This window comes from Mitsuaria sp. CC2 (assembly GCF_048957715.1).
Lineage (GTDB): Bacteria > Pseudomonadota > Gammaproteobacteria > Burkholderiales > Burkholderiaceae_C > Roseateles.
In genome coordinates this window covers 1-24,064 of the sequence record NZ_JARVXN010000011.1, presented here as the reverse complement: position 1 = coordinate 24,064, position 24,064 = coordinate 1, and the positions used below count along the sequence as shown (strand labels likewise).

The 24,064-nt window shown below is 69.8% G+C and carries 12 protein-coding genes; 11 read left to right on the top strand and 1 reads right to left on the bottom strand.

Features of this window, described 5'->3' with window-relative positions; genetic code table 11:
- The first annotated feature begins 1 nt into the window (after nucleotide 1).
- From PV762_RS06085 to PV762_RS06040, 10 genes are all read left to right on the top strand, one after another.
- Nucleotides 2–442, top strand: a complete 441-nt coding sequence (locus PV762_RS06085; RefSeq protein ID WP_421034133.1) for a GPW/gp25 family protein — start codon at nucleotides 2–4, stop codon at nucleotides 440–442.
- Entirely contained in the window at nucleotides 439–4,425 is a 3,987-nt protein-coding gene (locus PV762_RS06080) for a hypothetical protein (protein ID WP_421034132.1), read from the top strand. The genes PV762_RS06085 and PV762_RS06080 overlap by 4 nt, the downstream gene beginning before the upstream one ends.
- On the top strand, nucleotides 4,422–5,222 hold the full coding sequence (locus PV762_RS06075) for a hypothetical protein (RefSeq protein ID WP_421034131.1): 801 nt from the start codon (nucleotides 4,422–4,424) through the stop codon (nucleotides 5,220–5,222). The genes PV762_RS06080 and PV762_RS06075 overlap by 4 nt, the downstream gene beginning before the upstream one ends.
- Nucleotides 5,219–7,918 carry a hypothetical protein gene (locus PV762_RS06070; protein WP_421034130.1) on the top strand — a complete coding sequence of 900 codons (2,700 nt, stop codon included), beginning with the start codon at nucleotides 5,219–5,221 and terminating at the stop codon, nucleotides 7,916–7,918. Before PV762_RS06075 ends, PV762_RS06070 begins: the two co-directional genes overlap by 4 nt.
- Nucleotides 7,911–9,818 carry a contractile injection system tape measure protein gene (locus tag PV762_RS06065; RefSeq protein ID WP_421034129.1) on the top strand — a complete coding sequence of 636 codons (1,908 nt, stop codon included), beginning with the start codon at nucleotides 7,911–7,913 and terminating at the stop codon, nucleotides 9,816–9,818. Before PV762_RS06070 ends, PV762_RS06065 begins: the two co-directional genes overlap by 8 nt.
- On the top strand, nucleotides 9,802–11,202 hold the full coding sequence (locus tag PV762_RS06060; protein ID WP_421034128.1) for an ATP-binding protein: 1,401 nt from the start codon (nucleotides 9,802–9,804) through the stop codon (nucleotides 11,200–11,202). Before PV762_RS06065 ends, PV762_RS06060 begins: the two co-directional genes overlap by 17 nt.
- A 5-nt stretch (nucleotides 11,203–11,207) precedes the next feature.
- The gene (locus PV762_RS06055) at nucleotides 11,208–14,048 is read left to right on the top strand and encodes a putative Ig domain-containing protein (RefSeq protein ID WP_421034127.1); all 2,841 of its coding nucleotides are present in this window, start codon (nucleotides 11,208–11,210) and stop codon (nucleotides 14,046–14,048) included.
- A 70-nt stretch (nucleotides 14,049–14,118) separates the two neighbouring features.
- On the top strand, nucleotides 14,119–14,742 hold the full coding sequence (locus tag PV762_RS06050; protein WP_421034126.1) for a DUF4157 domain-containing protein: 624 nt from the start codon (nucleotides 14,119–14,121) through the stop codon (nucleotides 14,740–14,742).
- 103 nt (nucleotides 14,743–14,845) lie between these two features.
- Nucleotides 14,846–16,255 (top strand): phosphatidylinositol-specific phospholipase C domain-containing protein, encoded by a 1,410-nt coding sequence (locus PV762_RS06045; protein WP_421034125.1) that lies wholly within the window; start codon nucleotides 14,846–14,848, stop codon nucleotides 16,253–16,255.
- Nucleotides 16,256–16,608: 353 nt separating this feature from the next.
- A complete protein-coding gene (locus tag PV762_RS06040) occupies nucleotides 16,609–18,699 on the top strand; it encodes a TonB-dependent siderophore receptor (RefSeq protein ID WP_421034124.1) in 2,091 nt (696 codons plus the stop codon).
- 98 nt (nucleotides 18,700–18,797) lie between these two features.
- Here the strand turns inward: PV762_RS06040 and PV762_RS06035 are convergent, their stop codons facing one another.
- Nucleotides 18,798–20,981: a hypothetical protein gene (locus PV762_RS06035; RefSeq protein WP_421034123.1), complete on the bottom strand. Its 2,184-nt coding sequence runs from the start codon at nucleotides 20,979–20,981 to the stop codon at nucleotides 18,798–18,800.
- 526 nt (nucleotides 20,982–21,507) lie between these two features.
- Here PV762_RS06035 and PV762_RS06030 point away from each other — a divergent pair.
- Nucleotides 21,508–24,048 carry a glycosyl hydrolase family 18 protein gene (locus PV762_RS06030; RefSeq protein WP_421034122.1) on the top strand — a complete coding sequence of 847 codons (2,541 nt, stop codon included), beginning with the start codon at nucleotides 21,508–21,510 and terminating at the stop codon, nucleotides 24,046–24,048.
- Nucleotides 24,049–24,064: the final 16 nt, after the last annotated feature.

Here is a 24,064-nt window from a genome sequence, read left to right as displayed (position 1 = left end):
GATGGACGCGGAACACGACTTCCTCGGCACCGGCTGGGCCTTCCCGCCGGCCTTCGACCGGCGCACCCGCGGCGGCGTGATGGTGTCCGGCGTCACCGACGTCGAGGAGAGTCTGCGCATCCTCCTGACCACCGCGCCCGGCGAGCGCGTCATGCATCCGACCTACGGCTGCGGCCTGCGGCGCATGGTCTTCGAGACCGTCAACGACAGCACGCTGACGGAGATCCGCAGCCTGATCCGGCAGGCCATCCTGTTCTTCGAGGCGCGCATCGCGCTCAACGCCATCGACATCGATGCCTCCGGGCTCTACGACGGCGTGCTGCGCATCCGGCTCGACTACACGCTGCGCAGCAGCAACAGCCGCTACAACGTCGTGTTCCCGCTCTACGTCCGCGAGGGCGAGGTGCTGGGACTCGAAGCGCCGGGGAGTCAGCCCGCATGAACACCGGCACCGAACAGCGCGACCGTTTCCCGCAAGCCCTGGCCCCCGGGTACTTCCGCCCGGACGACCTGGACTTCGAGCAGCGCGTCGAGATGACCTCGCAGCTGGCGCGGCACCTGCGCTTCATCGATCTGGACGACCATGACGCCGGGGACTGGAGCACGCTCTTCGCCACCGACCCGACGCTGGTGATGGCGCGCATCGCGGCGGTCGATCCGTGGCCGATGCAGCAGCACTTCGGACGCGAGGTGGACGCCGCGCCGCTGCCGCACCTGGCGCGCCAGGTGCTCACGCTGGCCGGCTGGCTGGACCTGTGGTGGCGCGCGCTGGCGGGCATCAACGACACCGCGCCGCGCGTGCTGCGCGAGCGCATCCAGCTGCTGGTCGACCAGCAGCTGGCGGCCGATCTGCGCTGGGTCGAACGACGCTTCCTGCTCGGGGCCGAAGCCGCCGCCGGGACGGGCGGACCCAACGCCGTCACCGCCTCGCCCCCGCCAAGCCCGGTGGAGCGTGAGCTCTCGCGCATGTGGCACCGCAAGATCGGCGAGGAGGCGACCCTCGATCCCGCCGCCGAGCGCGAGGACCGCGAACGGCTGCGCGAGCGCTTCTTCGCCTTCCTCAGCGCGGTGGAGGACGTGCGGCGGCTGGCGCGCGAACTGCTGCCCGACAGCATCGCCACGGCCAACCACGAGCCCGCGGCGGCGCTGCTCATCGCCTTCCTGAAGGTCTGCGAGACGGCGCAGCGCGAGGTCAACCGTTTCCCCGCCCGGCACACCGCGTTCTACTACCGCGACTGCCTGGGCTTCGATCTCGCGCCGTCGCGCGCGGACACCGTCCATCTCGCCTGCCAGCGCGACCTGCGCGCGCCCGGCGACGTGTTCCTGCCGCCGGGCACCGCCTTCGACGCGGGCAAGGACGCGGCGGGCCGCCCGGTGCGTTTCGTCAGCGACGGGCCCCTCACGGTCACCGACGCGCGGGTGGAGACGCTGCGCACCCTGCGGCTGGAACGGGACCGGCTGATCGCGCCCGAACGCGACCTGAACTACGTCACCCGCGCCAAGGTGGCGCAGCCGGTGGCCGACGGCCGCACCGTCTGGCCGCTCTTCGGCGCGGCGGGCGGCGCGGGCGCCGAGGACGCGCGCATCGGGCTGGCGATCGCGTCGCCGCTGCTGTTGCTGCGCGAGGGCCAGCGCGAGATCCGCGTGATCCTGCGCCAGACCTCGTCCGGCGCCGCGCCGGACCTGCGCCGTCTTCGCGACGCGGTCCTGCGCGCCAAGACCGCCGACGCCTTCCGCGACGCTTTCGGGGATCTGGTGCCGCAGTGGCTGCTGGCCGGCCGCGATGCCACGCAGGACCCGGCCAGGCGGAAACCGGCCAGCGAGGACACGGCCAGCGAGGACACGGCCAGCGAGGACACGGACAGCCGCGACCTTCGCGACACCGACTGGGTGTCGATGCGCAACGCGGCGCACCGGCTGCTAGGCACCGGTCTGCCGACGATGTTCGACGGCTCGGGCTCGCCGAACCGGGCGCTCATCTTCGACCGGTTGCTGCAAGGCGCCTTCCGGCTCAGCCTGAGCACGGCGACGGGCTGGTGGACCGTCGAGAGCCGCCTCGACCGCGCCGCCGGCGCGGGCCTGTCGCTGCTGATCCGCCTGCGCGCCGACGCGCCCCCCATCACCGGCTGCGATCCCGCCGTGCACGGCGGGGAATGGCCGACGCGGCTGCCGGTGCTGCGCCTGGAGGTCGCGACACAGGGGCGGCTGTACCCGTACTCGCTGCTCGCGCGGCTGCCGCTGGCGGAGGTCGATCTGCGCGTCTGCGTGCGGGGCGTGCGCGACGTGCGCCTGGCCAACAGCCTGGGGCGGCTGGATGCGTCCAAGGCCTTCGCGCCCTTCGGCCCCTTGCCGGGCCTGTCGTCCTATCTGGTGGTCGGCTCGCCCGAGGCGGCGCGCAAGACGCTGGACCGGCTGTCGCTGGACATCGAATGGGGCGGCCTGCCGCTGGAGCCTGGCGGTTTCGACACGCACTACGCCGGTTACGGCGGCGCGGCCGGCAAGGAACTCCGCCAGGGGCGCTTCACGACGGAGATCGCCTGGCTGCGCGACGGCTCATGGCAGCCGTGTGCGAACCGCTCGGCGAACCAGCCACTGTTCGCCGATCCCGACCCGGCCGGCGAACTGATCGCGGCGCAGCACATCGAGATCGATCCGGGTTCGGTGCGCAAGCTCAGCCGCGCCACGGACGAGGACTGGTCGACGATGCCCATCCCGCGCAACGGCCTGTGCCGGCTGCAGCTCAGCGGTCCGCGCGCGGCCTTCGGCCATGCGGCCTATCCGATCGAGCTCTCCGCCACCGTGGCCGCCAACGCGCGCACCAAGCGCCCGAGCCCGCTGCCGAATCCGCCCTACACGCCGGTCATCGAGCGGATCTCGCTGAACTACGAAGCGGCCAGCATCATCGCGCTGGACCGGGACGACGATCCGCCCGAAGGGGTCGACGGCGAGCGGCTCTTCCATCTGCATCCCTTCGGCCTGCAGACGCTGTATTCGGCGATCTCGGGCAGCGGGCACGACCTGCTCCCGCGGTTGGGCGCCGACGGCAACCTCTACATCGGCCTGGCGTCCACGGACCCCGGCGGCGTGCTGACGCTGCTGTTCCAGCTGCGCGAGTCCTCCGCGCGCAGCCTGCTCAACGGCGACCGCCCGCGCAGCGTGCAGTGGGCGACGCTCGCCAACGACGAGTGGCGCACGCTCGCGCCCTCGCGCGTGCTGGGCGACACCACGCACGGCGGTCTCACCTCCGGCATCGTGACGCTGGACCTGCCGCGCGACATGAGCACCGAGCACACCGTGATGCCGGCCGGGCTGTACTGGCTGCGGCTGTCGGCGCGCGCGGCCTTCGACACCTTCGCCGGCCTCGTGTCGGTGCGCACGCAGGGTCTGCGGCTGCGCCGGCAGATGCCGGGCGACGCGGGCGCGCCGCCGCCTCGCCACAGCAGCACGCCCCCCGCGCCGCCGGAGCCGCTGGTCGACGGCGTCATCGTGCGGTCGTCGACGACCGTGCCGGGGCTGGCCTCGGTGACACAGGTCGGGCGCTCCTTCAGCCTGCGGCGCGAGGAGGACGAGCGCGCCATGATCACGCGCGCCGGCGAGCGGCTGCAGCACAAGGACCGGGCCTCGGTGGCCTGGGACGTCGAGCGGCTGCTGCTCTCGCGCTTTCCCGACGTACTGAAGGCGCGCTGCCTCCCGGCGCGCGACGGCAGCGGCGGCGTGACCGCGGTCGTGATCCCGACGCTGCCGCGGAACCTCCCGGCGCTGGCCTGCGCCGCGCCGCGCTTCAACGCGGTGGAGCTCGCCCGCATGACGGCCGCGCTGGAGGACATCGCCTCGCCCTTCGCGCGCTTCCAGGTCCGCAATCCGGCCTACGACCGGCTGCAGCTGCGCGCCACGCTCGGCCTGACGCGCGGCGCGCACGAGGGCGCGACGCTGCGCCGCGTCAACGAGACCATCGTCCACTACCTTTCGCCGTGGTTCGACGACGGCTACGGCGCGCGCTTCGACTGGCTGGTGCGCAGCGAGGACCTCGAGGCCCGGCTGCGCGCGCTGGAAGGCGTGAGCTTCGTGACGCAGCTGTCGCTGATCACCGTGGCCTGCGACGACCGCGATGTCTACACGCTGGCCGACACGGCCCGCGCCCGGCCAGGCGCCGAGCCGCCCGGCCAGGACGGCCAGGACGGCCAGGACGGCCAGGACGGTGCGCCGCCGGCCACGGGCGCGGCTCACGCGCGCGCGCGACTGCCGTGGAGCATCGCGCTGCCGATGCCGCAGCACATCCTCACCGCGGTCGACCGCTTTCCGGAGACGGTGGCGCCGCGCGCGACCGGCGTGGACCGGCTGGCGGTCGGCAGCACCTTCGTGATCGGAGGTCCGGACCGGCAGGACGCCGGGCCGGCCTTCGTGATCGGCAGGGGCGCGCCATGACGACCCGCAACCGCGACACGCTCAAGCAGTTCTTCCAGGAGGGTCGGCTGCCCACCAGCGACCACTTCGGCGACCTGATCGACTCGATGCTCAACATGAGCGACGAGGGCTTCCGCAAGACGCCGGAGAACGGCTTCGAGGTCTCCACGCCGATCAGCCACGACGCGCTGGTCAGCTTCTACCGCGAGCAGGGCGGCCGCGAGGCGATCTGGTCGATGGCCTACGGCGGCGACCGCGACCAGCTGCTGTTCCATCACGGCGACGCGCGCTCGGCCGGCGCGAAGGATCCGGTGCTGGCGCTGGACACCGAGGGCCGTGTCGGCATCGGCACCGCGCGGCCGCGCCAGGCGCTGGAGGTGGCCGGGGTGATCGCCTCGTCGGGACGGCTCGGCGACCTGCGGCGCGAGACCGACACCGGCCAGCCGCTCAAGGCCGACGGCGAGTGGCATGACCTCACCGGCCCGCTGAGCGGCTGCCAGGCGTTCGAGGTGATGGCCGGCGTCGGTCAGAAGGACGGCGGACGCTTCGCGATGCTGCACGCGATCGCGATGAACACCTACAACCCGCTGCCGGGCTGGCTGGAGTTCCTCTCGCCGCGCAAGCGCATCCGCAGCCAGCACGCCTGGTACGGCCGCCGCTGCGACCGCCTCCAGCTGCGCTGGGCCGGCGGCCACGGCCGGCGCGCCAGTTACCGCCTGCAGATCCGCACGCAGTGCGATTACGGCGAAGGCAAGGTCATCCAGGCGTCGGTGTCCCAGCTGTGGTTCGACCCGGAAATGTCAGGAGGCACGCCGTGAAGTCCGCCAAGCTGCCGGCCGGGCTGGCGACCCACGCGCCGACCCACGCGCCGACCCAAGCGCCGTCCCAAGCGCCGTCCCATCTGCCGCCGATCACCGACGAGGAAAGCGACGCCGGCTTCGACGGCTTGCGCGCGCGCGGCATCACCTTGCTGCAGCAACTCAGCGGCGGCGTCTGGACCGACCACAACCTGCACGACCCCGGCATCACGATGCTGGAGCAGTTGTGCTTCGGGCTCACCGATGTCGTCTACCGCGCCGGCTTCCCGGTCGCGGACCACCTCACCGGTCCGGACGGCGTCATCGACTACGAGGCCCTGTCGCTGCATCCGCCCGCGGAGGTCTTCCCGTGCCGGCCGACGACGCCGGCCGACTACCGGCGCCACCTGCTCGACGCGACGCCCGGCCTGGACGACGCCACGCTGGTGCCGGAGCCGGGAACTGGTCTGTACCGGCTGCGGCTGCAGCTGTCGCAAGAGGCCGGAAGCGCCGGGGGGGAGCCGACGGCGGGCTCGAAGGGGCGATCGTCGGACAGTGCGCCCCTGTCCGGCGAGGTCGCGGCCGAACGCGTCGCCGCGGCGCGCGCGGCCTACTTCGAGCGTCGCAACCTCGGCGAGGACCTGCATCCCGACATCGTCCGCATGCGCGAGGTGCCCTGCGACCTGCACGCCGACATCGACATCGCCGGCCCGCGCGACGGCGTCGACATCCTGGCCGAGGTCTACGACCGCTGCGCGCGCCACATCGCGCGGGCGGCAGTCTCGCGCACGCTGGACGAGCTGCTGCGGGAAGGCCGCTCGCTGGAGCGCATCTACACGGGGCCGGCGCTGTGCAACGGCTTCATCGAGGACGCCCCCGCGCCCGAGGCGGGCTACGCCGCCGAACGGCTGTTCCTGTCGGACCTGACGACGGTGGTGCTGTCGGTGCCCGGCGTGGTCGACGCGCGGGTGGTCGCGCTGCGGGCCGAGGGCCGCGAGGCGGCGGCGGGCTCGGTCGAATGGCGCGGAGCGGACTGGGCCTTGTCGCTGCGCCTGCCCGACCGCGACGTGCCTTCGACCATCAGCGTGCGTCGCCGCGGCAACGTCGTGCCGGTGGCCTGGAACGATCTGCGCCGACGGCTGGAAGATCTGCGTTCCGCGGGACGATCGCACCGGGCGCGCGGGCGCAGCGAGCAGGCCGCGCGCGCCGCCGAGCTGCTGCCGCGCGGCGTGCACCGGCGCCTGGACGCCTACGTCTCGGTGCAGGACCACCTGCCCGCGATCTACGGCCTGGGACGCTACGGCGTGCCGACGTCCGCGCCGCCGCAGCGGCAGGCGCGCGCCAAGCAGCTGAAGGCCTATCTGGCGATGCAGGAACAGGCCATCGCGCAAGGCCTGGCGCAGCTTCATCATCTGCGCGAGCTGTTCGCGGTCACGCCGGGCGCGCGCCAAGGCCTGTGGACGCAGATGATCGGTGCCGACGCCGTGCCCGGGCTGGACAAGCTCTACGTCCAACCGCCGCAGGTCGTGGCCGACGCGGTCTACCGCCCCTTCGACCGCTCGACGCGGCGCAAGAACCGGGCGCTCGACCACCTGCTGGCGCTGCACGGCGAGACCTACACGCAGAACTCGATGCGGCAGTTCCTCGGCCATCTCAGCCCCGAGGAGGCCGAGACGCTGCTGCTCGAGAACAAGGCTACCTGGCTGCGCGACATCGTGCAGCTGACGCGCGACCGCGCCGGCGGATTCGATCCGTCGCGGCCGTCGTGGGACGCGGCGGACAACTGCGGCGGACTGCAGCGCCGCGCCAGCCTGCTGCTGGGCTTCCGGCAATGGCACGACCGGCCGCTGACGCGGGTGCTGCGCGAGCAGCGCTTCGCCATCGTCGCGAAGCCGGGCGCCGGGCATCAGCCTTGGCTGCTCGACGGCCAGGACGACGCGGTGCGGTTCGCCCCGTCCGCCGGCCATGCGGTGCAGCCGGCCGACCGCGCGCAGGTCCGCGAGGACCTGCAGCGCATGCCCTGGCTGCGGCTGCCGATCCCGGCCGGGCTGCTGCGCGCCGGCCAGCGCAGCGCGCGCTACCGGTTGATGCCGGGCGCCGGCGGCGCCTGGCGGCTCATCCTCGGCCCGGACGAGGACCAACGCTGGTGGCTGCTCGGCGAGTTCCCCGACGACGCCGCCGCGCGTCGCGGCGCGGCCAGCCTGCGGCTCTACCTGCGCCATCTGGACCAGGAGAGCGAAGGCATGCACGTCGTCGAACACGTGCTGTTGCGCCCGCTGCGGCAGGATGCGCTCGCGCATGCGCGGCTGGGTCTGTCGAAGGACTTCCATCAGCTCCGCGTGACGGTGGTGCTGCCGGGGTGGACGCAGCGCACGTCCCAGCCCGCCTTCCGCCACTTCGCGGAAGAGACGCTGCGCATCAGTTGTCCGGCCCACCTGACGCTGCGCTGCGTGTGGCTGGACGCAGAAGCGATGCAACGCTTCGAGGACACCTGGTCGGCGTGGCTGGCGGCGCGTCTGGCATGGACCGGCTCGCCGGACGACATGCGCGCGATGACGTCGGCGGACGAGACGGCCTGCCGCGTGATCGAGCGCCTAGGCATCGAGGACGACCCGGCGATGGCTGGCGGTGGCAGCGGTGGCAGCGGTGACGGCCGCGGCCGCGGATCGCGCGGAGAGGACGACGGCCACGGGCCCGTCGTGCAAGGCCATGCGTGAATCCGACGGCGCTTCCCCGCACCTCGTCGAGCGCATGACCATCGACGCGGACTTTCGCACCGGCCTGGTGAACGCTCCCGGCGCCGGACAGGGTCCGGGCATGACGCCGGGCAAGACGCCAGGCATGACGCCAGGCGAGATGGAAGCGCGCCTGGTCGCCTGCGTGCAGGGGCCGATGCTGCGCGTGATCGACGAGGTCTTCGACGCCTGCTGCCCGCCCGAGGAGCACTGGCGGCTGGACGAACTGGAGATCGACCTCGGCGAACTGCCCGCCGCGGAGTGGGAAACCGAGGCGCTCCGTGTGCTGCGCGAGCGCCTGCGCCGCGTGCTGGAGGACCTGCGCGGTCCCGGCGCCACCAGTGCCTCCGGCCGGGCGACCGGCCTGCGCGTCAGCACGCGGCCGCAGGCGCGACGGGACGCGCTGCTGCATTTCCTTCGTCACGGCCGGCTGCCCTGGCAGGGACGCGGGGACGATCCGGTCAGCCTCGCGCGGGACGCGTTGCGCGAGGACGCCGGCGCGCTCGTCGCCGCGTTGCGCGTCGCACCGGACCGGGCGGTGCTGCTGCAGCGGCTGTCGGCGCAATTCGACGACGACCTCCTGGGCGCGCTGGTCCACGCCTTCATGCCGGGCGAGCCGGCGGCGGCGACGCGGCTGCTCGACATCGTGGCGCAGTCCCGTCGCGACGGCCGGTCGCCGCGCACCCGCGCGGCGTTGTGGGAGTCGGTGCTCGGCCAAGCGATGGACCATGCGATCGCACCGCGACCGGCCGCGCTGATGCTGCTGCGGGCGCAGCTGCTCGCGGCGCTGGACGCCGGCGCGTCCTTCTCCAGCGGCAGCGATCCGCTGATCGCCGTCGCTCACGCGTGGGCGCCGCTGCTGCGCGAGGACCGCGACTGGCTGCGCGCCACGCTGCAGCGCGTCGGCGAGACGGCCACCGTGCGCGAGCGGCTGGTGTTGGCCTTGCCCGAGCCGCTGCTGCCGCGGCTGCTCAGCCTCTGGATGGCGGAACCCGCGGCGCGGGCCGTCGCCGCTTGGATCGCCGCGGTGGCGTCCGGCGCCTCGTCCATGCATGCGACGACTTCGGCGACCGGCAGCGCAACGGTTGAAGCGCGGCGTCGCCGGCTCTGGCAGGCGACGCTCGGACACGCGGTGCGCCATCCGGCTTCGAGCTTCGATCCGGCCCGTTACGAAGCGGAAGTCCGCGACGACCTGGAACGGCATGCGCCGCCCGGTTCGGAGCCGCCCGCACGATGGTTCGACCGTGCCGTGCGCGCGGCCACCTCGGTGCTGGCGGCCGCGCTGAACGTGCTGCGGCTGCCATGGCGCAAGGCCCCCGCCGCGCCGCGCACGTCCGAGGAGAAGCGCGCCGCCGACGCATCGGACACGGACCCGTCGAACGAGCAGATCGCCGTCGGCAACGCGGGCCTCGTGCTGGTGTCGCCCTACCTGCCGCGGCTGTTCTCGATGCTCGGTCTCGTCGACGATCGCGCCTTCGTCGGCCCGGAAGCGGCCGCGCGCGCCGCGCTGTTGCTGCAGGCGCTCGCGACCGGCCATGCGGCCGCACCGGAATCGGCGCTCCCGCTCAACAAGCTGCTCTGCGGCCTGCCGCTGGACTCGCCGCTGCCGCGCCTGATCGATCTCTCCGACGCCGAACGCGACGCGATCGACGGCCTGATCGGCGCGGTCATCCAGCACTGGCGCATCCTGGGCACGACCTCGATCGACGGGCTGCGCGGCAGCTTCCTGCGCCGCGCCGGCGTGCTGGAGCGCCGCGACGACGCCTGGCAGCTCTCGGTCGAGCCGGGGCCCTTCGACATGCTGATCGATCAATTGCCATGGGGCTACGCGACCGTGCGGCATCCGTGGATGGAAAGGGTGATTCATGTGGACTGGCGCTGACCCGTCGCCGCGCGCGACGACCAACGCGCGGGCCCTCGAAGCCGAACTGCAGTGGCTGGACCGCGTGCTGCAGCAGCGCCTGGCCGGGCACTTCGGGCAGGACGCCGCGGTGTCGTCGCCGCGCACCGCGGCGGATCGCGGCGAACTGCCGCTTCCTCCGCCACTGCCCGCGCCTTCGGTCGAGCCCGGGGACGACCTCTCGCGGCTGATCCATGAAGGCGATCTCGGGCCGGCCGAACGGCTGGTGCTCGCCCTCGCGCTGGCGCCGCACCTGCGTCCCCAGCTGATGGACCTGCTCTTCGTCAGCAACCGCAACCTGGACCGCGGCTTCTGCGAATTCGGCGGCTGGAAGGGTCGCCATCACGGTGGCTTCCTGCCGACGGTGGAGACGGCGGCCTTCCTGCTCGCGGGCGAGGACCTGTCGCGGCGCTTCGCGCTGCGTCAGATGCTGGACGAGACGGCGCCGCTGCGGCGGCTGGGGCTGGTGCGGCTCGCGCATGAGGCGCCGGGCGAACCCTGGTACGGCTCGGCGCTGCTGGCGGGCGCCGACACGCTGGACCTGCTGTGCACCGGTGAATCGCGCAAGCCCGACTACAGCACGCAGTTCCCCGCCAAGCTCATCGAGACCAAGCTCGGCTGGAACGACCTGGTGCTGGATCCCGACGTCATGGAAGAGGTCGAGGCCATCATCACCTGGGCCCGCCACGGCGACGCGCTGATGCGCGACTGGCAGCTGGAGAAGGCGCTCAAGCCCGGCTACCGCTGCCTGTTCTTCGGCCCGCCGGGCACGGGCAAGACGCTGACCGCCACGCTGATCGGCGACAAGGTCGGCGCGGACGTCTACCGCATCGACCTGTCGATGGTGGTGTCCAAGTACATCGGGGAAACGGAGAAGAACCTCGCGCAGGTCTTCGACCAGGCGCAGCACCGGCGCTGGATCCTGTTCTTCGACGAGGCGGACGCGCTCTTCGGCAAGCGGACCGCGACCTCCAGCAGCAACGACCGACACGCCAACCAGGAGGTCTCCTACCTGCTGCAGCGCGTCGAGGACTTCCCCGGCACGGTGATCCTGGCGAGCAACCTCAAGGGCAACATCGACGACGCCTTCGCGCGGCGTTTCCAGTCGGCGGTGTATTTCCCCATGCCGGACGCCGGGCAGCGGCTGCGCCTGTGGGAAGGCATGGTGCGGCACACCGGGCGGCTGGACGCGGACGTCGACCTGGCCGACTTCGCCGAACGGCACGAGCTGGCCGGCGGCGCCATCGCCAACGTGGTGCGCTTCGGCGCGATCAACGCGATTCAGGCCGGACGCGACCGCATCCTGGCCGCCGACCTGCGCCGCGGCATCGCCAAGGAACTGCGCAAGGAAGGACGCACGGTGTAGCCGCCATGGGAATACGCTCTTCCTTCTTCCAATCGCTGCGCCGCCGGTGGGGCGACGATGAATGGGCCGATGCCGCCGATGCCGCCGCCGACGCGAGGCCAGCGGCGCCGGACAACGCGCGACGCGCTCCATCGCCCCCCTGCCGCAACTGCGCACGGCTGCGCTGGTTCGTCGGCGGTGTGCTGCTGGCCGCAGCCTTGCTGATCCTGCACGCCAGCGCTCAATCGCCCGTGGGACCTTCCGCGCCGTCGCCGTCGCTTTCCGCATCGAAGCCGATGGGCGCGGCGGCCTCCGCAGCTTCGCCCGCGACGGACGCAACCGTCTACGTCGCGACGCCGCTCGCATTGCCGCCCCGGCCAGAGCAGCCGATCGCCTCCGCTCCCCTGCCCGCCCCGGCGGCTTCAATGACCGCCTCCTCGCCTGGCCGCGACCCGATGTGGCTGGTCTACCAGACGATTCCGCTGCCGTCGGCGCGGCTGAACCGCTCATACCAGGCGCGCGATCTGGTGCGCGGCGGCAAGCCGCCGTATCGCATCGCCATCGACGGCGAACTGCCGCCCGGCATGTTCGTCGAGGAAGACGGCGCGCTCGCCGGCACGCCGACGAAGACCGGCAACTTCCGATTCCTGCTCACCGCCACCGACGCCTCGCGCACGAGGAACCTGGAACAGGCGCTCTACGAGATCCGCGTCACCGATCCGAAGCCGGTGGCCGGGCCCGTCGGCGCTCCGGCGTCCGCGCCGTCCACGGGCAGGCCCAAGGCCAAGGCGCCGACGTCCAATCCCCTGAAGTCCATCACCGAGGACCAGACGAACCGCACCGTCCCGTCGGACCCGCCGATGCCGATGACCTATGTGCTCACGCAGGCGAAGCTGGACGAGATCTTCAAGAACGCGGAGGCCTCGACGAGCGCGTCGCTGGTGGTCGAGACCGCCTCGGGCGACGCCGATCCCGACGCCCGGAAGCTGCCGCCCAAGCCGATGGCGGTGGGGACGCCCGCCCTCGGGCCGACGCTGGATCAGCTGCGCGAGATGCTGACGCCGCTGAAGGACGTGGAGCATCCGACGCGCGCGGTCTTCCGGGACTCGCTGAGCGCGATGCAGTGCGCGTACTTCCTGCGCCATGTCAACGAGTTGTCGCGCGAGCTCGACCGGGACCAGGTCCAGCGTTGCCCGCGCAAGCCGGACCTGGCGGACCGGGAGTCCGCGGAGCCGCAGGCGCCGGGGGCATCGGTGCCTGTCGAGGCGCCGCGGCGTGGCGCGGGCCGGATCGAACAGCAGATCGGCGCGGCCATGGCAAAGCAGAAGCGGGAGGAGGCGCAGGACAAGGCGGCCGTCCCCGATCTGGTGCTGGCCCCGGGCAGCCTGGCGCTGGACAGGTTCCTCGACATGCTGATGCCGGCGCACCTGCGCGAGGAGATCACCGACGCGGCGGGCGAGACCCATCCGCTGGAAAGCGCGCGGCCGCTGAACCTGGTCCCCGAGGCGGACTGCGGCTGCGGCCTCCCGGACATCGAGAACGAGGTCTACGGCTTCCTGAGCTACTGGATGCAGGGCAAGGACGACACGCCGATCCCGGTCCGGTTCGACCGGTTCACGCGCCTGCAGTACATGGGCGCCATCCTTCGCAATGACGGCAGCTACCTGCAGCCGCCCGGCCTGCAGAGCCCGCGCGGCGGGTACGCGCGGCGCGTGGCCCAGCACAGCGCCGGGCTGGACCTGGTCCTGTACCGCCGCGATTTCCATGTGCTGACGAGTCTGCCGGAAGCGCGCCGCCAGGAACTGCTGGCGACCACCGCCGCGGGCGTCGGCGCCATGCTGGACCTGCGGCACAGCGACTGGCAGGGGGACCTGGAATTCCTCCTGCCGCCGGGATGGCGCGAGGAGGCGCACGTCTACGACGGCCTCACGGTGTTCTTCGAGCCGACGGACGAGGAGGCGAAGGACCCTCGCTTCGAGCGTTTCTTCATCGACTACGTGCAGGCCTTGCTGACCGCCATGCAGCGCCGCAAGGAGCGGGCCTTCCACCTGAACGTGGTGGTGCCGCAGCACCTGCTGGGCGAGTCGGCGACGGCGTTCCGGTTCCGGAATCTGCTTGCGATCATGAAGGCCGCGGAGCCGAGGCGGGACAAGCGTTCCGGCGTCGACTTCAAGGACCGCGGGGCCGCGGCCGCCTCCTACAAGTCGACGGACGAGTACGTGGGCAGTTCGCCCGTCACGGTGCATTTCATCGCGCCGCTGGGCGTGGGGTCGGACATGAACAAGATGCAGTTGCGCAACCGGACGGATTTCACCGACGAGCTGAGCGGGTCCGATCGCATGGCGCTGCTCGGCAGCGTCATGCCGATGCTGGTGTATCCGGGCGGCCCGGCCGAGGCGTTCAAGGGCAAGGACGCGATGGACCGGGACATGGTCTACATCGGCTGGTCCTTCGGCGGAGTGGCGCTGTGGCCCCTGCCGGTTGCGAACGCCGGCGCGGGCGCGGACGTGCTGGACGTGCTGCACGAACGCTTCTGGTCCTTCCTGGACCAGGACACCCGCTTCTGCAAGATCGTGTGTCCGATGCGCGTGCCGCTGCGGCTGGGGCTGGAGGCGCTGCTGGTGATCGTTGGCACGACGCTGCTGCTCTACGGCTGGAACTGCCGCGTGCGGCGCATGGGCAAGGTCATCCTGCTGGTGCTGTGGGCGGGGGCGCTGTTGACGCTGGCGATGGCCAGCGCAATCTTCTCCTGCGATCCCACGCTCAACCAGTTGAGGACGGGGAATACCTTGCTGGTGGGGATCGTCCTGCTCCTGATCGTGGGCGGGCTGGTCGTCACGTTCAAGCCCCGGGTGGAGTCGCCATGAACACGCGGAGACTTCGAGCAGGACAGCGGCGAGCAGGACGGCGGCGGATCGATCACGAGAGGAGCGACTGATGAAGGACTCGACCAACGACGGCGGCGCGTTCGAGCACGCGCCCGCAGCCGCGCCGCTGCAGCGGCGTGAACAGGACGGCGGAGAACTCTCCGCGGTGCTGGACGCATCGCCGCGGCAGCTCGCGCAGAGGCGGCGCATCGATGCGGCCTTCGGGCCGGTCGCGCAGCGCGAGACCGGGCTCGATGAGGACGAGCTGGGAACGACTCAGGCGAAGGCGGCTCAACGCGCGACCGGCGCGCTCGACGAGGAGGAGCTGGGCACTGCGCAGGCCAAGGCCGCGCCGGTGCAGCGCCAGGAGAACCGGACCGGCATGCCGGACGGTTTGAAGTCCGGCATCGAATCGCTGTCCGGGGCGGACATGTCGGACGTCCGGGTACATCGGAACTCGTCGCAGCCCGCGCAGCTGAACGCGCTCGCCTATGCGCAGGGGAACGACATCCACCTCGGGCCGGGTCAGGAAGCGCACCTCCCGCACGAGGCCTGGCATGTCGTGCAGCAGCGCGAAGGACGCGTGCAGCCGACGATGCAGATGGCCGGCGTCGACATCAACGACGACGTCGCGCTCGAAGCGGAGGCGGATCGGATGGGGGACAAGGCGATGAGCGTGGGGCGCTCGCCCTGACGAGGTGTGACTTATTCAACAAGCAGGCGGCGGCGCGGCGTCGAGGCGACGCATGAGTGGTGTCGGACGAAAACTAACTTCGTCCCAACTCTCTGTCGTCAACATGAAACCTATCTCCCTCAAGAAATCGCTGCAGTGGATCGCCGCGTCTGCGGCACTGTTTGCGTATCCGCTGGCCCACGCCCAATGGGCCTACAACAATGCGTACTGGCACGACGAGCTGTGGTCTGCGGAAACCACCCAGTCGACCTGGATGCAGACCGTCGCCGACCACGTGCCGCTCCTCAGGATGTCGATTCCCGGCACCCACGATTCCGCATCCGTCGGATACGGCGGGGACATCGCGCAGACGCAATCCATGTCGATCACGAAACAGCTCGTCGGCGGCGTCAGATACCTGGATTTCCGCTGCGATCTGGTGGACGGCCGACTGCAGCTCCATCACGGCTTCGTCGGGCTCGAGAAGACGTGTGACAGCGGCCTGGCGGACGTCGCGGCTTTCCTGAAGAAACATCCCAGCGAAGCTGTCCTGATCAAGATCCAGCAGGAGTACTCCACCGCCTCGAATCCGGACTTCCAGAAGGCCTTCGACAAGATGATCGCGCCGCTGTCGGGCGCCATCTGGCAGGGCTACACGCAGACGTCGAGTCCGACCTTGGGTGATGTCCGCGGGAAGATCGTCTTCATCAAGCGGTTCAATGAAGTCGTTCCCAACGGATTGAACTACTCGTCGTTCGCGGTCGTGGACAACTACAACATGACCACGAACTGGGACTTGTACTCGCATTGGGAAACGGTGAAGTCGGCTCTCTCGGATGTGACCCAAGGCAAGATGCCCGAGGCGACCATCATCAACATCGTGGGCTCCGGCGGGTCGTTCCCGTACTTCGTGTCCGGCGGACGTTCAAGCCCTCATGGCGGTCACCTCGTCACCGGACTGACGACGCCGGGGTGGTCCCACTCCTATCCCGATTTCCCGCGTGATTCGTGCTTCATCGGCATCTGCAGCATCTACTTCAAGGGGCTCAACGAGCTGACCGCCGAGTACCTGGAGAAGAACAAGCCGTCCCATGTCGGCATCATCGTCGCGGATTTCCCAGGTAAGCCGCTGGTCGACGCCATCATCGAGCGCAACGCGAGGACATGGCGATACAACGACACCGCCAGCGCCGGCGAAGTCTTCGTCTACCAGAACCCCTACCTGAAGACGACGGACTATTTCGCCGCCAGGAAGAGCGGCGCCTACTGGTATTTCCCGACGGACCACAGGGACAACGGCGACTGGATCTTCCTCGGTCACGATTTCCCCACGCAGTCGACGGCGCGGAGCTGGGTCCCGGACGGATACGCCCAGGTGGGAGACCTCTACGAATACCGGAATCCCTACAGCCATACGATTGACTACTTCAAGTCGCGTCGGGCCGGCTACTACGCCCAGGAGCGCCTCTGGTTCCCGATCAATCAGAAGTCGAACGCCTACTGGGAATACGTCGGTAGCAAGGTCCTGAACTGACAGGGGTCCGGTGCTGCGTCACGGCCCACGGCTCATCCCATCGCCATCGCGCTGGCGATCAGGCCTGCCGGCCGTGGCGCAGTCCCTTCCCTATCCCGTCATTTCCATCGCCAGCGCCAGCGCCATCGCCAAGCCCTGAGTGCCCAATCGAGTCTCCGACCTGCCGGAATCGACGGCAATGTGACGCCTTCCGCTCCCTATTTGCGCCATTCCGTCAGCACAGCCGCAATGTGGTATCGCTACCACGAGAGGAATGCATGGCACGTTTTTGTCATTTCACTTAATGCGAATCACTCTCACCTGCGTTAGAGTGCCGGCCGGAAGTCATCCTCCTACCTCTCCTGGACTACTCGATGAAGCAGCAATTCCTGTTGACCGCGTGCGCCTTGGCGGCATCCCTGGCGATCGGCGATCTGGCCCATGCGCAGGATGCCACCCTCGAAAAGATCACCGTGACCGGCAAGCGCGCGAACCGCGTTTCCAAGGGCGCGACCGGTCTGCCGATGGACATCAAGGACACGCCGCAGACGATCAGCACCATCGACCAGGAAGACATGGCCAACTTCGGCCTCTCCGGCAGCAACGAGGCGCTGGCGCTGGCGACCGGCATCAACGTCGAGCAGTACGAGACCAACCGCGCGACCTTCAACGCCCGCGGTTTCGAGATCCAGCTGACGCAGGTCGACGGCCTGGGGATGACCAACTCCTGGGGCACGGTGGTCGGTCGCGAGGACACCTTCCTGTTCGAGCGCATCGAGCTGATCCGCGGCGCCAACGGACTGCTGACCGGCGTGGGCAACTCGTCGGGCACGATCAACTACATCCGCAAGCGTCCGAAGAACGAGGACATCGGCGAGTTCAACGTCTCCTTCGGCTCCTGGGGCAAGAAGCGCGCGGCGCTGGACTACAACAAGGTGCTGACCGACGACGGCTCGTGGGCCGGGCGCTTCGTCGTCGCGACCGAAGACAAGGACTCCTACCTGCGCGACCTCAAGGACAAGCGCACCTCGGTCTACGGCGTCGTCGATGGCCAGATCGGCACGAACGGTGTGCTGACCGTGGGCATCACCGCCGTGGACGCGAAGCAGGACTCGCCGATGTGGGGCTCGCTGACGCTGCTCCGCTCGGACGGCACACAGGCCGACTTCCCGGTGGGCTCGTCGACCTCTCAGAAGTGGACCTACTGGAACACCAAGTCCTACAACGCCTTCGCCGAGTACACCCATCAGCTGGGCAGCAACTGGGAAGCCAAGCTCACCTACAACTACCGTCACAGCAACGAGGCGACGCGGCTGCTGTATGCCTACTCGCAGACCGGCGTGCTGAACGCCGACGACACCGGCCTGATCGGCTGGCCGTATCGCAGCCAGGGCAGCACGGACGACCGCATCCTCGACGGGAACGTCACCGGCCAGTTCAACGCCTTCGGCCGCGCGCACACGGTGCAATTCGGCGCGAGCCGCTCCAAGTCGACGAACGAGACCGACACCTACACGGCGCTCAGCAACAACTTCCTGCCGCTGCCCGCCTTCCCCTACGGCGGCGACGTGTACCCGGAACCCGCCTGGGGCGCCCGCGCCCCGGCCACCAGCGGCGGGCAGACGCTGACCCGCCTCTACGGCGCCACGCGCCTGTCGCTGACCGATTCGCTGAAGACGGTGCTCGGCGTGAACGCCGCGCGCCTCGTCCGCGAGGGGGGCTCGCGTTACGGCAGCAGCGGACAACTGCTGGACCCGAAGACGCAGAAGGTCAGCCCCTACGTCGGCGTCACTTACGACATCACGCCGGACCTGATGACTTACGTGTCCTACTCGGACATCTTCCAGGCGCAGGAGCAGTCCGACATCCGCGGCGACCAACTCGCGCCGATGAAGGGCGTCAACGCCGAGGCCGGCGTCAAGGCGGAATGGCTGGACAAGGCCCTGCTGACGACGGCGGCTGTATTCACCGCGAAGCAGGAGGGACTGGCGACCTTCGGCGGCACCTTCGTGGGCGGCGAGAACAACGGACAGAGCTGGTACGAACCCAAGGACGTGAAGTCCAAGGGCTGGGAAGTGGAAGCCACCGGACGCGTCGGCAAGGATACGAAGCTCACCCTGGGCTACACCCGCCTGATCCTGACCGGCCCGGACGGCAACGACATCTACGAATGGGTGCCGCGCCACACGGTGAACTTCCGCGCGGACACCCGCGTGCCGATGCTGCCGGCGCTGCGCGTCGGCCTGGGCGGCCGCTGGCAGTCGGCGGTGAGCAAGATCGGCAGCGCCACGCAAGGCGCCTACGTGGTGGCCAACGCCTTCGCGTCGTATGAGCTGTCGAAGGCCGCCACGCTTCGCGCCAACGTCAACAACCTGTTCGACAAGAAGTACGTCGGCGGTCTGGCCTACGGCGCGATCTACGGCGCGCCGCGCAGCTACGGCGTGTCGCTGGATTACAAGCTCTGATTCAAGAGCGATTGAGCCCCTCTCCCGCAGTGCGGGAGAGGGGCAAGAAGGCCGCCTCCCGGCGACCTCTCCGGCAGAGACATCTGGCCGATTCCCGCTCAGGGAAAGTTGGTCAGCGTCGGCGTGAACGACGCGTTGCAGCCGGTCTGCGCGCCGGTGTTGTTGATGACGTGCACGATGCCGCCGTTGTTGCTCAGGCACACCGAGATCATGTTGTGGAAGCGCACGTTGCCGTTGACCGGCGCCTCGATCGCGCGATCCAGCAGGATGCCGCCGTTGGTGAACACGCTGTAGACGCCCAGTCCCCACGCCTCGTGGCTGGTGACGTGGTCCGCCACCTTGTACGAGGCCCAGCCGCGGCCCGTCGGGCTGTTCCAGCCGGCCTGGCTCTGCGGGTCGTACGGGATCTCCGACTGGTAGAAGTAGACGCGGCCGCCGTTGCCGTTCCAGACCACCTGGTGCTTCTGGAAGTGCTCGACGAACAGGCCGTACATGGTCACGTCGTTGCCGTTGACCCAGAGGCCGTTCTCCGACGGGTTCTGGGTCCAGCCCACGCCCGCGCCGTGGTCCGCGCGCCAGACCCAGGTGTGATCGACGATGGTGTTGTTGGCGTTGACGCTCAGCGCGATGCGGACCTTGCCCGCCGCCGCGCCGCCGACGCGGAAGAACAGGTCGTGCAGCACCGTCGGATTGGCCGCGTGGTTGGCGGCGGCGCCGTTCGGACCAACCTCGAGCAGCACACCGGATTCCGTCGCGCCCGCGTCGAAGAACAGACCTGAGATCGTCAGCCCGTCGACGTCGGCCGTCTGCATCAGCGGCTGACCGTTGTCCGAGCGCAGCGTCGGGAAACCGATGCCCAGCACCACCGTGTCCGGGTTGTTGACCCGCAGCGTCTGCGTCAGCACGTAGGTGCCGGGGGTGAACAGCAGATGCTTGCCGGCCGCCAGCTGCGCGTTGATCGCGGCCGCGGTGTCGCCCGGCTTGGCGATGTGGAACTGCCCGATCGGGAGGGTGCGGCCCGGCGTCGCGCCGCCGTTGTTCCAGGAGATGCCGCTGCTGTTCTGCCGCAGCGCGGGCACGCGCACCGCGTAGCCGCCGTCGGTGTCGATGAACAGGAAGGGCTTCTCGCGGATCACCGGCGTCTGCGCGATCTTGGTGTAGCGCTGGCCCGCGGTCGGGAAGCTGCCCGCCGGCGCATTGGGCACGCCGACGAACACCATGTTCCAGTTGGAGCCCGTCCAGCTGCCCCACTGGCTGTTGCGCGAGATCCATTGCTGCTGGCTGGCGGAGTTCACCTGCCCGTCCACCAGCACGTCGGAGAACCAGCCGCCGCTGGACCAGCCGCTGTTCTGGTTGAGCTTGATGTTGCCGCGCACGTGCATGCGCCGGAACGGGATGGCCTGCGAGACCGCCCATTGCATCGTGTTGTTGCCGATGCCCAGGCTCGGGGTGACGGAGAAATTCTCGGCGCCGCGCCAGAAGTTCTGCGTCGCATTGTCGCCGCCGAGGAAAGCGTTGGAGCGCAGGTCGCCGTTGACGTGCACCTGATCCGGATGGCTGCCGAGCCCCAGCACTTGCGTGTAGAAGCCCACCGGGATGCGCAGGTTGTTGTAGGTGCCGGGCGTCAGCAGGATGGCGTCGCGGCGCGGACCGAAATGGTTGGGCTGCTGCGCGTTGTAGATGCCGTCGATGACGCCCTGCAGGTTGGGCGTGGTCGGGCTGACGATGTGCACGCTCGAACCCAGGTCCGGCGGCGTGCCGGTGGTCGGCGGATTCGTCGGCGGCGTGGTCGGCTGATCGGCGAGGACGAACTGCTCCCAGGCCTGCACCGCGTTGCGGTTGGCCACGAGCACGCCGCCGAGGTTCAGGTCGGCCGAGACGTAGAGCCCGTTGGCCACCGAGCGCAAGGCCACCGTCCCGTTGGACTGCGGCACGACAGTGAACTGCTCCCACGCGTCGGCGGTGCGCCGGTTGGCGATCAGGCGGCCGGCGTTGGGCGCGGCCAGACCGATGTCGGCAGACGCGAAGTTCCCGCTGATGCGCGCCCGGAACGACACCGTGCCGTTGCCGTTGTTGACGACGTCGAACTGCTCCCAGCTCTGGGCTGCGCCCGCGGTCGCCGTCAGATACGACGTGCCGGTCGCCGTCGCGCTGACGAAGTTGTTGTTGGCGACCGCGCGCAACGTGGCCGCGTCCGCGTCCGCCGACAGCGTCAATGCGGCGATCCAGCCCGCCGCCAGCAGCGCGTGCAAGGGCCACGCCCGTCCTTGATTCCAAGCCATGACGAATCTCCTTCCTGAAGTGCCGCGAGTCTAGAAAGAAGCAATACCAATCGAATACTTCGACCGTGTCCGGCTGTTTCCGATCAACGGTCGAAGATATCCCGAACGCCCCGCTCCTCCCCTTGGCTCGAGCGAAATATCGAGGTCGGCCGGAACAAATCTTTTCAAAGCTGTCAGCGTTTCGCCCGGAAGAGGTATTAAGATCCGCCACAGGGTTTCCCATCACGAGGCGCCGTTCATCGGATCGCCTTCAATCCCTTACACATCAAGTGCCTGCACCGCTCGTCGGCGCATATGCACCGTTCAGGTGCCGTCGTCCCATATTCCAGCCACAGGCCTGACATCAGCGCTGACGCCGCGCGATGTTTTGCAGTATCCGACACATTCCGACACCGCCTCGACATACTGCTTGTCACAGCGCCCACAGCCTGCTGTTCCTACATTCCGCCACTGGTTTCATGGTGGTTTTATCGCGAACAACATCCCACGCACGCCCACCTCGCGCGGGGACAGCAGGAGAGATTCAATGCTTGCCGGACAAATCGGACAAATCAAGGCGGTGGCGCTGGCCGCCGCGCTGCTGGCCGCGGGGTCGCAGGCTCAGGCGGGCACGGTCGTCGCGCCCTACTTCTTCACGTGGGGATTCGGCGGCGGCTCCTACGGCATCAAGACGCTGAGCGAAGCCAAGTCCAAGGCCGGCATCGATGCGGTGACGCTCGCCTTCGGCGTGTCCGGCGGCGGCTGCACGGTCGGCGGCGGTCTGGAAACCACCGTCAGCAACCCCAGCTTCCAGGCCGACATCAAGGCCTACATCAAGTCCGGCGGCCGGGTGATCCTGTCCTTCGGCGGCGCGAACGGCACGTACCTGGAGTCCACCTGCTCGGTGAACGACCTGGTGGCGCAGCTGCGCCGCCTGATCGACGCCAACGGCACGCGCGCCATCGATTGGGACATCGAAGGCGGCCAGCTCAGCGACACGCGCCTGAACGGCGTGCGCAACGCCGCGATCCTGCAGCTGCAATCGATCTATCCGGACCTCTACACCTCGTTCACGCTGCCGGTGGTGCCCTACGTCAACGCCAACGACACCGGCGGCCTGCAGCGCGAAGCGGTCGAGCTGCTGCGCGGCGCGTCGCAGTCGGGCGTGAAGATCAGCATCGTCAACCTGATGACGATGGACTACGGCAGCTACTACAGCGGCGGCAAGAAGATGGGCGACCTGGCCATCTCCGCCGCGACGCAGACCGTCGCTCAGCTGAAGTCGCTGTATCCCGCCAGGACCGACGCGCAGCTGTGGGCCATGATCGGCATCACGCCGATGATCGGCCAGAACGATGTGGCGTCCGAGGTCTTCACACCGGCCGATGCGGTGACGGTGGCCAACTTCGCCAAGCAGAAGGGCGTCGGCCTGCTGTCCTACTGGGCCGCGCAGCGCGACCGCGTCGGCAACGGCGCGCTCGGCGAATACAGCCGCGCCAACACCCGCGACTTCGAATACTGGCACGCCTTCGCCGCGGCGAAGAGCAACTCGCCCGCGCCGTCTCCGGCGCCGCAGCCGCCGGCACCCGCGCCGTCTCCCACGCCTGCTCCGAGCCCGAGTCCCGCGCCGAGCCCGTCGCCCGCTCCCGCGCCCAATCCCGGCACCTGCGTGGCCTGGGCCGAAGGCAAGACCTTCACCCTCGGCCAGGTGGTCAGCTATCAGGGCAAGACCTACAAGGCGCTGGTGGCCCACACCGCCTGGGTCGGCACCGGCTGGAACCCCGCCGCGACGCCGTCGCTGTGGACGCCGACCTCGGCCAGCTGCAGCGGCTCGCCGGCGCCTGCGCCCGCACCGACGCCGGCCCCGTCGCCTTCTCCGGCGCCCTCGCCGTCTCCGGCACCTTCCCCCGCCCCCTCGCCTTCGCCTGCCCCGTCGCCCAGCCCGGCGCCGGCACCCTCGCCCGGCGGCGCGCTGACGCTGCCCGAAGCGCTGAAGGCCACGCAGACGCGCCGCGTCTACGTCGGCTACTACCCGACCTGGAGCGACAACTGGTTCGACGCCACCGGCAAGTCGGCCAACGACGTCTACAAGGCCAGCAAGTTTGCGCGCACGCCGGCCACCTACACCCATGTGATGGTGTCCTTCGCGGATCCGGCCTTCTCGTGGGCGGGGCTGTCGGCCAACACCTTCTCCGGCACCGGCATCAACTTCAACGCGACGCCGCGTGACATCAAGGCCGCGATCGACGTGCTGCACCAGCGCAACCAGAAGGTCATCCTGGCCGTCGGCGGCGCGACCTACAACAACTGGGGCACGCTCGCCGCGGAGGGCGCGGCCGGCAACGGACCGACGATCAACGCGCTGGCGAAGATCCAGACCGAGCTCGGCTTCGACGGCCTGGACGTGGACTACGAGACCGACGGCGACGTCGACCGCTACGCCAACGTCATCAAGGCGCTGCGCCGCGCGGTGGACATCGCCGGCAACGGTCGCGTGCTGACGCTGGCCGGCTGGTCGACGGGCGCGGACTGCACTGCCGCGACCTCGGCCGACGCGTCCTGCGGGGGCCGGATCTCCTACTGGGGCGGCAACGCCGGCCGCGAACGCGCGGTGGTGCGCAAGTTCCCGGCGGTGGCGGGCATGCTCGACATGGTCAACGTGATGAGCTACGACGCGCGCTTCGAGAACTACGACGGCGTGACCGCGTACAACGACTACCGCTCGCTGTTCCCGGCCAAGACCATCGTGTCCATCGGCCTGGAGCCGGCGCCCGAAGGCTGGTCAGGGGGCCTGCTGGTGGTCAACGACGCGGATGCTCAGTGCGTCGGTTCGCGCAACCTGAAGAGCCAATACGGCGCCAACCTCAACCAGCCGTACTCGGTGCAGCGCTACACGACCGCGGTGCTGAACGGCAGCGCCTCCAACCGCAACGCGCGGGACGGCGCGATGCTGTGGGCCATCATCAAGACGGGCGGCGGCACCTGCGGCTCCGCGCCGCTGGCAACACCTGGCACCGTCGGCCAGAAGGTCGGCATCAGCTTCGGCCTGACGACGGATCCGCTGCTGCAATCGTCCGAATGGAAGTAAGGAGCTTCGCCATGAA